This window comes from Fischerella muscicola PCC 7414, from assembly GCF_000317205.1.
Classification (GTDB): Bacteria; Cyanobacteriota; Cyanobacteriia; order Cyanobacteriales; family Nostocaceae; genus Fischerella; species Fischerella muscicola.
In genome coordinates this window covers 1-12,021 of record NZ_AJLK01000162.1, presented here as the reverse complement: position 1 = coordinate 12,021, position 12,021 = coordinate 1, and the positions used below count along the sequence as shown (strand labels likewise).

At 43.3% G+C, this 12,021-nt stretch carries 11 protein-coding genes; 8 read left to right on the top strand and 3 right to left on the bottom strand.

The genetic code is table 11. The annotated features are described in order from the left end of the window. Positions 1-81 precede the first annotated feature (81 nt). From pgl to UYI_RS0125585, 5 genes are all read left to right on the top strand, one after another. Positions 82-804: a 6-phosphogluconolactonase gene (pgl, locus tag UYI_RS0125610; protein ID WP_016869540.1), complete on the top strand. Its 723-nt coding sequence runs from the start codon at positions 82-84 to the stop codon at positions 802-804. A gap of 269 nt (positions 805-1,073) precedes the next feature. After that, positions 1,074-1,994, top strand: coding sequence for an FHA domain-containing protein (locus UYI_RS0125605; protein WP_016869539.1), 921 nt, complete (start codon positions 1,074-1,076; stop codon positions 1,992-1,994). A 42-nt stretch (positions 1,995-2,036) separates the two neighbouring features. After that, on the top strand, positions 2,037-2,462 hold the full coding sequence (locus UYI_RS0125600; protein WP_016869538.1) for an FHA domain-containing protein: 426 nt from the start codon (positions 2,037-2,039) through the stop codon (positions 2,460-2,462). A gap of 510 nt (positions 2,463-2,972) precedes the next feature. Beyond that, the gene (locus tag UYI_RS0125590; protein WP_016869536.1) at positions 2,973-3,722 is read left to right on the top strand and encodes a M50 family metallopeptidase; all 750 of its coding nucleotides are present in this window, start codon (positions 2,973-2,975) and stop codon (positions 3,720-3,722) included. Between the two features lie 99 nt (positions 3,723-3,821). Beyond that, positions 3,822-4,292 carry a peroxiredoxin gene (locus tag UYI_RS0125585; protein WP_016869535.1) on the top strand — a complete coding sequence of 157 codons (471 nt, stop codon included), beginning with the start codon at positions 3,822-3,824 and terminating at the stop codon, positions 4,290-4,292. A gap of 44 nt (positions 4,293-4,336) precedes the next feature. Here the strand turns inward: UYI_RS0125585 and glgA are convergent, their stop codons facing one another. After that, positions 4,337-5,770, bottom strand: a complete 1,434-nt coding sequence (gene glgA, locus UYI_RS0125580) for a glycogen synthase GlgA (RefSeq protein WP_016869534.1) — start codon at positions 5,768-5,770, stop codon at positions 4,337-4,339. 371 nt (positions 5,771-6,141) lie between these two features. Further along, positions 6,142-7,113, bottom strand: a complete 972-nt coding sequence (gene hemC, locus UYI_RS0125575; RefSeq protein WP_016869533.1) for a hydroxymethylbilane synthase — start codon at positions 7,111-7,113, stop codon at positions 6,142-6,144. A gap of 596 nt (positions 7,114-7,709) precedes the next feature. Here hemC and UYI_RS0125570 point away from each other — a divergent pair. After that, the gene (locus UYI_RS0125570; RefSeq protein WP_016869532.1) at positions 7,710-8,693 is read left to right on the top strand and encodes a YegS/Rv2252/BmrU family lipid kinase; all 984 of its coding nucleotides are present in this window, start codon (positions 7,710-7,712) and stop codon (positions 8,691-8,693) included. A 44-nt stretch (positions 8,694-8,737) separates the two neighbouring features. Here the strand turns inward: UYI_RS0125570 and UYI_RS0125565 are convergent, their stop codons facing one another. After that, the gene (locus tag UYI_RS0125565) at positions 8,738-9,760 is read right to left on the bottom strand and encodes an RNA-guided endonuclease InsQ/TnpB family protein (protein ID WP_051035584.1); all 1,023 of its coding nucleotides are present in this window, start codon (positions 9,758-9,760) and stop codon (positions 8,738-8,740) included. 13 nt (positions 9,761-9,773) lie between these two features. Between UYI_RS0125565 and UYI_RS33430 the strand changes: the two genes are divergently transcribed. Beyond that, positions 9,774-10,625 (top strand): serine/threonine-protein kinase, encoded by an 852-nt coding sequence (locus UYI_RS33430; RefSeq protein ID WP_016869530.1) that lies wholly within the window; start codon positions 9,774-9,776, stop codon positions 10,623-10,625. Between the two features lie 292 nt (positions 10,626-10,917). Further along, the gene (locus UYI_RS0125550) at positions 10,918-11,991 is read left to right on the top strand and encodes a PstS family phosphate ABC transporter substrate-binding protein (protein WP_016869528.1); all 1,074 of its coding nucleotides are present in this window, start codon (positions 10,918-10,920) and stop codon (positions 11,989-11,991) included. The last annotated feature ends 30 nt before the right edge of the window (positions 11,992-12,021 follow it).

The window sequence follows — 12,021 nt, the reverse complement described above, 5'->3', positions numbered from 1 at the left end:
ATCGACCATTGACCATTGACTTCATGAAGTGAGTAATTTCGGTATGGTAATGCTGGAAATCGCCTATATTATGAGGAAGCGATGACAAGAAAAATTGAGGTTTTACCAGATCAAAAAGCGCTCATAGCGCGGGCTAAAGAATTGATCCTCTCGCAAATTAACGCTGCAATTGCACAGCGAGGAAGATTCACCATCGCCCTATCTGGCGGCAGTACACCCAAGCCATTGTACGAAGCGATCGCTACCCAAAATCTCCCTTGGGATAAAATTCATGTCTTTTGGGGGGATGAGCGTTACGTCCCGCCCGATCATCCAGATAGTAATGAAGGTATGGCGCGTCGTGCTTGGTTAGATCGCGTGGATATACCAGCAGCTAACATTCATGCTGTACCCACAACTGAAGGTGATCCAGCAGTATCTGCGGCTAAACACGAACAGGAACTGCAAGAGTTTTTTCATTGTCAACCCGGAGAATTTCCGGCTTTGGATGTGATTTTGCTGGGCATGGGCGATGATGCACATACTGCTTCTTTGTTCCCACACACAGAAGCATTAAAAGTACGCGATCGCTTAATTACCGTAGGCAACAAAGATGGTAATCCCCGTATTACCTTTACCTATCCATTTATTAATGCGGCCAGATGCGTTATTTTCGTGGTTGCTGGCGCAAACAAAAAACCAGCCCTCGCTCAAGTTTTCGCACCACAAGCAGATAACTTTACTTATCCATCCCGCCTCATTCAACCCCAGGGAGAACTTTGGTGGTTGCTGGATGCAGCGGCAGGTGATGAAATTAAATTATGAATTATGAAGGATGGATTGTGAAGGGATGAATTATGAATTATGAAGGATGGATTGTGAAGGGATGAATTATGAATTATGAAGGATGAAGAATTAATTTATCCCTCTGCCTTCTGCCTCCTGCCCTCTGCCTCCTGCCTCCTGCCCTCTGCCTCCTGCCTCCTGCCCTCTGCCTCCTGCCTTCAAAAGTAATTGTTAAAATCGGAAGCTAGAGTTGTGCCTCTGCTTGCCAGCACTATTGTACGATGACCTAAAACAAAGGTTTAATTTCCATGATCGTCTGCCCTAACTGCAATCACCACAACCCTGATGGCGCTACCCAGTGTGAAGCTTGCTATACCCCCTTACCAGCGACTACTAACTGTCCTAGTTGTGGGGCAACCGTGCAGGCAGATGCTTCTTTTTGCGGGCAGTGTGGCTATCACCTGCGTACAGGTACTGTAACGCCAGTCGCAGCAACTGTAGCACCTGACATTCCTGTGGAAGTACAACCGTTAGTTTCACCTGATCCACTTGTACAACCACAACCTGCGCCAGTAAGTGGATCTGCCAGCTACACCACGCCTGACTCGCCACCTTTGCCACCAACAGCTGTAGCATTTCCTTCAGTAGAAAGCAGCCCACCACCACCTCCAATTCCAGCTTTTAATGCTGAGGAAACTAGCCCGTCTCCACCACCTGCACCCCCAGAACCACCGGCTGCTGTACCACCTCCAACCGTTGCAGCCCCACCACCAGTAGCTGCCGAACAAGAGAGTCCAGTACTAGCAAGTGAAAGTCAGCCAGCATCACAACCCGCGCCACCGCCACCGCCACCCCCACAACCCGTAGCACCATCACCTACTTCTAGAACACAATTACAGCAAGTAACAGCACGGCTTGTCCATGTCCAAACAGATAGGCAAATTGAATTGCCACAGAATCTGTCTGTAATTCATATCGGTAAACCTAATGACCGGATTCCACCCGATGTGGATGTTTCTGGCTTCCCCAACTCAGAAATTGTTTCGCGCATACACTCAGATATTCGTGTTGAGGGAGATGCTTATTATATAGAAGATGTAGGCAGTTCTAACGGCACATACATCAATAATTTGCCCTTATTACCTGGAAACAGGCATCGTTTGAGACCAGGCGATCGCATCAGTCTAGGTAAAGGGGATCTGGTGACATTCATATTTCAAATCTCCTAAATGGTCAGTTATAGTGGAGGAGAATTGATACAAGCCTAGCTCGTGATTACACTTATCCTCTTGCACCCACTACAACCTATTCCAGCCCAAAGCTGGACTTTTGCAGACGACGAACCAGCCATTTTGATCGGACGAGCGGCGGATAACCATGTTGTTCTGTATAGTGCTGTGGTTTCCCGACGCCATCTAGAATTAAGACGAGTGGATAATGGCTGGGAAGTCGTCAATTTAGGTGCGAATGGAACTTATGTAGATGGGGAAGCAATTGTGAGAGTGCCAGTTACCGATGGGGTTATCCTCCGCCTTGCTCGTTCCGGACCGCAAATTCAAATTCGTTTAGGAATACCGACAACAACACCAGTCACCAAGTCCCAGCGTTGCTTGTCAACCCTCATAAATACGGAAAGAGAAACAGAGATTGGAGAACAAGCAGATCAAGAAATTGAAAGTTTACCCAGGAAAAGGTGAACAGTTAGTAGTTAGTTGTTGGTGGTTAGTTGTTAGTGGTTAGTTGTTAGTTGTTAGTTGTTAGTGGTTAGTTGTTGGCGGTTAGTTGTTGGCGGTTAGTTGTTGGCGGTTAGTTGTTAGTGGTTAGTTGTTGGTGGTTAGTTGTTGGTGGTTAGTTGTTAATAATTATTTCTCTACTCCTCACACTCCTCACACTCCTCACACTCCCCATTGCCCCCCAACCCCACAAAGTGGGGACCCCTAGCCCCCCATCTCCCCACTGCCCCTAATCCCCAACGCCAGGTGCTTTATGCCGGGAAACCCGTCCACCGCACTGGCTCCTCCCTGTCGGTCGTGGGGACCGGTGAGTTCCCCATCTCCCCATCTCCCCACCCCCACTCTCACCAAGCAGCTAAGATAGATACAAAAGCAACTTCAACATTTGAGGTGGACGACTTTTAAATAACTTTATTACTGGGCAAAATCCAAAATCTAAAATCCAAAATCCAAAATCCTATTAGCGGATAACCCATGAGGGAATCAAACAAAGAACATCAACCCTTATTAGCTAAAGAAGCCCCACCAGAAGTTGAACGCATGGGGCTTACCTGGCTAATAGGAGCGGCGATCGCGACCATCATCCTGTGGCAAGTTCCCGCAGGGAATTATATTTTATACCCGTTTACTATCCTAGCGACTTGGTTTCATGAAATGGCTCATGGCTTGATGGCCTTAATTTTGGGCGGTAATTTTCAACAATTACTGATTTTTTCCAATGGCTCTGGTATCGCATATTATAGCTATAACGGTGGATTATTACTAGGGTCTCTTAGTCGCGCTGTAGTTGCAGCGGCTGGGCCAATGGGGCCACCTATTGCTGGTGCAGCTTTAATCTTGGCTTCCCGGAGTTTTAAGACTGCTTCGTGGAGTTTAAAAATATTAGGTAGTTTTTTACTACTATCAACAGTAATTTGGGTCAGATCCCTATTTGGATTAATAGCAATTCCCTTACTGGGTTTAATTATTCTGGGTACTGGTTTGAAAGCACCACGTTGGTTGCAGGGATTTGCTGTGCAATTTTTGGGTGTACAAGCTTGTGTAAGTACCTATCACCAACTCGATTATTTATTTAGCTACAGTGCAGGGCCATTAGGGTTATCTGATACAGCCCAAATTCAGCAACAATTATTTTTACCTTACTGGTTTTGGGGAGCTTTGATGGCGATCGCTTCTTTAATTATTCTTGTGCAGAGTCTGCGCCTCGCTTATCGTGCTAGTTGAAAACTTGCTTTTTGCAACAACGAACCAGTTTCTTAGCTGTGATATAGTAAACCCGGATAATTAAATATTGGCCATATTTAAGTTTTTCGCTTAACACATATGTCAGTCAAAGTTGGAGATATTGCTCCCGATTTTACCCTGCCCTCCCAGTCTGGTTCACTAGTTAGCATCAGTAATTATCGTGGTCAAAAATGTGTCGTCCTTTATTTCTATCCTAAGGACGATACGCCAGGATGTACAGCAGAGTCGTGTGCCTTCAGAGACCAGTATGAAGTCTTCCAGGATGCTGGTGCTGAGGTTATTGGTATTAGTGGCGACTCCCCAGAGTCTCACCAAAAATTTGCTAACAAGCACCAGCTACCCTTCACCTTATTAAGTGACACAAGTAACCAGGTTCGCAAACTTTACGGTGTCCCAGCGACTCTTGGTCTTCTTCCTGGTCGTGTCACTTACGTGATAGACCAGAATGGAGTTGTACGGAACATTTTCAACTCTCAATTCAACTTTAAAGGTCATGTAGAAGAGGCACTTAAAACACTGCAATCCTTACAGAAAAGAGGAGTGGATTAGATAGCTAATGTCCCCTCTTAATTCAGTAAATCTCTATTTTTCGATCAAGATTTCAAAACCAAATCAGCTTGTTCCGTTTCTGGTTCTTTTTGTTCCTCTTCTTCCGGCAAGCCAAGTATCGACCGATACAGCTTCTCATACTGTTTAGCTGAGCGATACCAACTAAAATCCTGGCTCATGCCACGTTTTTGTAAATCTTGCCAGTAATCTTTGTATTGAAAGCCTTCCCAAGCACGAACCATACAAGTGAATAAATCCAACGGCTCGTAGCGGTCAAAACAATAACCAGTACCACTATGATGCATGGGTACATGGTGCGATACAGTGTCTACTAATCCTCCAGTGCGGCGGACAATGGGTACAGAACCGTAGCGTAAAGCCATCATTTGGCTAATACCGCAGGGTTCAAAACGGCTAGGCATCAAGAAAGCATCAGAACCAGCATAGATACGACGGGCTAGGGCATCATTATAAAGTAAATAAGTTTTCATCCGTCCAGGGAAGCGAGAAGCCATCTGCCACAATTGGCTTTCGTAGTAGCGATCGCCTGTACCCAATACAATAAACTGGGCATCGGTATAAGACATAAACCGATCCAGAATATTCAACACCAAATCAATGCCTTTTTGTTCTACTAGGCGCGTCACCATCCCCACCAAAAAGGCACTAGAGTTAACTTCTAACCCTACTTCTTCTTGCAAAGCAACTTTATTCGCTTTGCGCTTTTCTAGGGTGTTGCTGGTAAAGTTTTGGGCAATGTATTTATCAGTTGCTGGGTCGTAAACTTCAGTATCAATACCATTGACAATCCCAGATAATTTTCCACTAATGAAGGACATTAAACCTTCTAAAGTTTCACCGTAAGCAGGCGTCTTGATTTGTTCAGCATAAGTCGGGGAAACAGTTGTCACCCTGTCGGCATATTGCACCGCAGCAGCCATTGTGTTGTGTCCTTGCATATACCAGGGACACCAGGTAATTTTCTCCAAATACCACCGCCAGGGCCCTTGATACGCCAGGTTATGAATTGTAAACACAGTGGTGATATCAGGAGACTGGTGCATCCAAACAGGAATCATACCTGTGTGCCAGTCGTGACAATGAACAATTTCTGGCTTCCAGTAATTCCAGCAAAACTCGGCTGCTCCATTAGCAAACAAGGTAAACCGCCAGTCTTCATCGTCTCCAGAATAGATGCGACGGGGCCAAAAAGCTGGATGTCCAAATAGATACAGTGGCACATCAGTACCAGGTAGAACACTTTCATAAACTAAAAAGTCCTGGAACATGGCATATCCGTGCCAAATGGGGTCTTTGGGAATCTCCATTTTGTCTGGCAGAAAACCGTAGTAAGGCATGAAAATCCGCACATCATGCCCCATTTTTCTCAGGACTTTAGGTAGTGCCCCGACTACATCACCCATTCCGCCAACTTTTGCAACGGGAGCTGCCTCTGCTGCAACAAATAGAATCCGCATGGTAATTTTTGCTTCCCCGAATTTACCTACGTGTTAAAATTTCCTTTGCTAAACTGTTAGCCAAATCTGCTAGACCTGCTTAGCAACTGTAATCTTTCTTAATATCATCACAATAACAGTTATCAGTTGTCAGTTGTCATTTTTCTCACTGATGCCTAATCTGAATTCAAAACACAACAAGTTTTATGTTTGAGAAATCGACCACCGATGGACACAGATACACATAGATAGATTATTCGTGTGCATTGAGTCATAATTTGGTGGTCGTTTATCCAAAAACGATTAGACTGTTGGCAAAAGACATGCTATTTTGCAGTGTGAATTTACATTAGATGTAACTGTTCACTGATAACTGATAACTGTTTACTGATTTAAGAACCACGTTGGATTTCCGCAAAGATTTGATCCAAAATTTCCTGCGCTCCTTGTCCCCGCATTTGCTTGGCTAGTTGTGTGCCTAGCTGTTCTGCGTCTTTGGTTTCGCCGGAAATGGTGTCTTTGACAACTTTTTGACCATCGACACTAGCGACGATTCCTGTCAAGGTCAAATTATTACCATTAATTTCAGTGTTTACACCAATGGGTACTTGACAACCGCCTTCTAGTTCCCGTAAGAAAGCGCGTTCAGCCAAACAGCGATCGCGTGTTTCTGGGTGTTCGATGGCTTTGAGTAAGGATATCAATTCTGTATCTTCAGCACGGCATTCAATACCTAATGCACCTTGTCCAACAGCATGTAGAGAAACTTCTTTGGGGAGAACTTGATGAATGCGATCGCCCATTCCCAAACGTTGCAATCCAGCGACTGCCAAAATCAAAGCGTCGTACTCACCAGCATCTAGTTTAGCCATGCGTGTGTTCAAGTTACCACGCACATCTTTAAATGTGAAATGGGGATAGCGATGGCGTAACTGTGCTAAGCGACGCAGAGAAGATGTACCAATTACCGCGCCTTCTGGTAGGGTGTCAATTTGCTTGTCTTTGTGCTTTTCATGCACCACAAGCGCATCGGCGGGATTTTCTCGTTCTGTGATTGCTGCTAGAACTAAACCCTCTGGTAAGCGAGTTGGCAGATCCTTGAGAGAATGAACAGCAAAGTCAATCTCCTGATTAATCATTCCCAGTTCGAGTTCTTTGGTAAACAGTCCTTTATCACCTATCTTGGCTAATGCCACATCCAAGATTTTGTCGCCATGAGTGGCCATAGTGTGGACTTCAAAAGTAATATCGGGAAAGCTTTTTTGCAGTTGTTCTTGTACCCAATAAGTCTGAATTAGAGCAAGTTGGCTTTTACGAGAACCAATGCGGATTGTACGGCTCGGACTGGAAACCACTGATGTCATAAAGCAGTATGTCAAACGGCAGAGATAAATTCACTTCATCTAGACTACCGCAGTGGGTGACGTTCGGCGTTGCACTCTGCCCATTGCCATTAAGTTTCTTTTTTTAGCTTTACGTATCTTTACAAGTTTTGTTGTTTGTTGCAGGGTTTTCTATCAGGAAAGGCAGAAGGCAGAGGGCAGATGGTATTTAAAGGTATACAAGAGAACTAAAGTTGTAGGTTTAGAGCCACACTTACAGAGTGAAGGTATAAAGCGTTCTTAGTTCAATCCCATGCTTTTAAGCCTTGTACGTTACCCACATCTTTATAAATTCTCTACGGAAGTAGACTCAACAAAAACTTCAGTCCACTTGAAGTGGACTTAGGCTATTGCCCGGTGAACAGAAGTTCACCGGCGTTACAACACGAGAGGGCGAACTTCGACTATTACAAAAAGTGGGTAAAGACAAGGCTTTTAAGCATGGGTATCCTTCAGCATAGCTGCCTTCTTCCTTTGGTCTTCATTACTAAAAATCCTATCGTAAGGGGGAAGCTTTAATTTTACGGATACGTTAGGAATTAATTTGATAACTTTACGAACTATAATTATCTCAATATATGAAACGTTCAGCCTGCCTCATATTTAATCCAGTTGCAGGTCAGGGCGACTCAGAGCAAGAGTTGGCACAAATTCGAGCGATCTTAGAGCCAGAAATCGACCTGGATATTCGCTTCACAACTGAAGAAATCTCTGCCGATGAACTAGCCCACAACGCAGTGAAAAGAGGAGTAGAAGCCATCATTGCTTCTGGAGGAGATGGCACTCTCTCGGCTGCGGCTGCGGCTGTAGTAGGTAGTGATATTCCGTTTGGTATCATTTCTCGTGGAACAGCAAACGCCTTTGCCACAGCTTTAGGCATACCAGACACAATTGAAGGCGCTTGCAAAACAATTTTGCAGGGTGGGACGCGGATTGTAGATACCGCCACTTGCAACGGTTCTCCGATGGTACTGCTGACAGGTATTGGCTTTGAAGCCGAAACCGTAGAAAAAGCAGACCGGGAAGCGAAAAATCGTTTTGGTTTTTTGGCTTACATCATAGCTGGATTTAAACAATTAAGTGAATTACAGTCATTTGATGTAGAAATTGAAACCGAAGATAAGGTAATTTCCACTTGTGCAGCAGCAGTAACAGTAGCAAATGCTGCACCTGCTACATCCGTTTTAGCCCAGGGACCAGCCGGACTGATTGTAGATGATGGATTGCTGGATTTAACTATAGTAGCCCCGGCTAATAGAGCAGCTGCGATCGCAGCTACATTTCACTTATTTCAGACAGCTTCTGCGGGTAGCCCAGCAGAAAGAAATGATATTGGTTATCTGCGATCGCAAAAATTTAAAATCACAACCGACCCACCTCAAAAAGTTGTTGTTGATGGTGAAATTTTAGGGAAAACTCCAGTTGAAATTGAGTGCATACCAGCAAGTTTAAAAGTTTTTGTACCTTTGTTAGAAGAAGAACTCCCTCCTCCAGAAAAGTTAGAGGGATTACCTAACTTAAACATTCAAGTTAAAGAAACCAATGATAGCCTTGACTCTTGACATACTCCCCGGCGTGAACGCGCGGGGATTCTTGACACATCATTTCAACTTGCTACGGTTGTAGTCTTACGGTCGATCCGTGTCCGTTTAGAGTCGTGGCAATGCCCTATCCCGACTTTGTTTATATTTTTAGCTGCATTCTCATCCCGGTCGTGTTCAGTGTTGCAATTCAAGCACAGTACTGAACGAACAGACAAATCAATTTTGCCCCAGCGATACCCACAGCAAGAACAAATCTGGCTAGTGGGTTCCCATCTACTGATTACTCTAAAATCGCGATTAAGCTTTTCAGATTTAGCCTGGCAAAGAGTTCTAAACTCTCGCCATCCTTGTAAGCTAATTACTCTTGCTAGCTTGCGGTTGTTAACCATCCCTGACACATTTAAGTCTTCCAAAACAATTACTTGGTTGTCGTTAACTATCTTGGTTGACAACTTGTGCAAGAAATCTTTGCGGGTGTCGGCAATTTGATTGTGCAGTTTTGCAATTTTAATTCGAGTTCTGTTTCTACGTTTTGAGTCTTTTGGTTGACGCGCTAGTTTCTTGTGAAGTTTACGAATTTTCCTATCTAAAGTTGAGTAGTTTGGACTTAGTGCTTTTCCCCCATTGCTCATCACTGCAAAGGTTTTGAGTCCTAAATCAATGCCGATGCTGATGTGTTTGGCATCAACATGAATAGGTTCTATCTCTACAACAAAGCTGAGAAAATAGCGATTAGCGCAGTCTTTAATGACGGTTACGCTTGATGGTGCAGATGGTAATTGTCTTGACCAAATTGGATTAATATTGCCGATTTTGGCTAGATATACTTCATCTGCTTTGATTGAAAAACTATTGAGCGTAAACCTTGCAGATTGTCTCCCCATCTTCTTTTTGAACTTGGGCGTACCTACTTTTTTACCTTTTCGTTTACCCTTGAGTGAATCAAAAAAGTTTTTGTAGGCAACTCCTAAATCAGCAACAGATTGTTGCAATGGGGTAGTAGAAACGTCTGACAACCATTTACGCTCAATAGTCTTTTTAGCTTGCGTAATCACAAGCTTTTGCAAATCGCTATTGTTTGGCAGGTTCTCAGATTGTTTGCAAATAGCCAGTGCATTGGCTGTTGATTTAGATTTACCAGGGCGGCCTTATTGTGTAGTTAAACATTTCAAACCCAAAGGTCTAAATCCAGTTCATGTGTCGATCGCTAAAAGTTTATTTGCCAAAGAAGCAGAAGTTTTATATCAACTAGGTGACGATCACGACCAAGTTCCCCGCTTATTTGCTCACTTTGATGAAAATGGCGATTTCTATCTAGTTCAGGAATTTGTTGATGGTCATGACTTAACCCAAGAAATTTCTCCAGGCATATGTCTAAATGAAGATGTTGTTTTTAGTCTATTAAAGGAAATTTTAGAAGTAGTAGTTTTTGTTCACCAAAATAACATTATTCATCGGGATATTAAGCCCCAAAATTTAATGCGACGACATAGTGATGGGAAAGTTGTGCTAATTGATTTTGGAAGTATTAAAGAAATTGGCACTTTAGGAGTAAATCAACATGGACAAACTAGTGCCACGGTTGCTGTGGGTACTCCTGGCTATATGCCTAGTGAACAGAGCAAGGGTAAACCAGAACTTAGCAGTGATGTTTATGCAGTTGGCATAATTGGTATTCAAGCTTTGACTGGTTTAAAACCTAACGAAATACCAAAAGATCGCAATACAGGAAAAATAATCTGGCGCGATCGCTCCAGGGTCAGTGACAGTCTCGCAAATGTGATAGATAAAATGGTTTGCGTCCGCCCTAGCCAGCGCTACCAGTCAGCATTAGAAGCGTTACAAGCACTCATGGCTACTAGGGATTTATCACTATCTTCATTACGTGTAATCAAAGACAAAACAACTCATCAAAATTATTATATTTCCAATAAAAAAACATTTTACTAATGGGAATGGGGTTTGGTGCTAGCACTAGTTTATTGATAATATTTATTCTTTATGTGTTCTTGCAAACGAGTATATTCAATTTGCATCAACCTGATCAATCATTCAGATTTATCAAACAATTTTTTGAACCAGTTAAAGATAATTTACATCTTCAAAAACGAGATTATTAAGAATTTTCAGTCTTCTGCATCTACCACTTCATTGCCTTTGGTTATATGCCAGAGATAGCACACAACATCACTCAACTCATTGCTTCAAACCTGTAATTTACAAAACAAATAAAACAATCGATATGGACAATACAAACCAAAGAAGAATACCTTTTAACGGAGAAATCGCACTCTTTCTGAGAGGTTTAATTATTGGCAAAATATTGACAATTTTAGTTCTTGGTGGAGTTGCGTGGTGGTTGTTAAGACCATACACATTGGTTCGTAAGAATACTGTTGCTACCAGTTCAAATTCTAATCCAGCTTCACCTGTTGTATCTAACTTTCAAAGTGTTGCTAATCTTCCAGTTGCATCAGTTAATTATGGTGGTAGTACAGCTTGGGCCCCGATTCGCCAACTAGTAGATTCACAAATCCAAAGCGATCGCCCAGAATTACAGTTGCGCTACCAAGAACCCAATAATGGCACTCCCAGTTCTAGTTCTGGTATACGTATGTTACTAGACGGGCAATTAGATTTTGCTCAGTCTTCCCGTCCCCTCACAGAATCAGAATATTCTCTAGCCAAACAACGAGGCTTTACCCTTGAACAACGTCAAGTTGGAACTGATGGTATTGCAGTGGTAGTCAATCCATCTTTGCAAGTGCCAGGTTTAACCGTTGATCAGTTGCAGCAAATTTATTTGGGACAGATCACTAATTGGAAACAAGTAGGCGGGCCAGACTTGCCTATTACTCCTTTCTCTCTACGTCTAGAAAAGGCAGATTCTGCTATCTTCTCTCAAAATCAAAACTTGCAGAATCTAACACTTGGTTCTAATGTCAAGTATGTGTCCTCAACTACAGAAGCATTACGACAAGTCAGTAAAATTCCTGGCGGTCTATATTACGCCTCAGCTCGTGCAGTAGTTCCTCAATGTACCGTTAAGCCTTTAGCATTAGGTCTGACTTCCACTGAATTAATTTCGCCCTATCGTGACTCATTAGTCACACCAGACCAGTGCCCACGTCAGCGTAACCAAATCAATACTGAAGCCATCAAAAATGGCAGTTATCCAATCACTACCAACTTGTTTGTAATTATTAAGCAAAACAATGGACAGGCACAGCAAGTTGGTGAAGCTTATGCTCAACTTTTACTTACAGATCAAGGGCAAAAGGCAATTGAGCGAGCGGGGTTTGCTGGAGTTCGATAGTAGGGAGATGGGGGGCTAGGGGTCCCACTT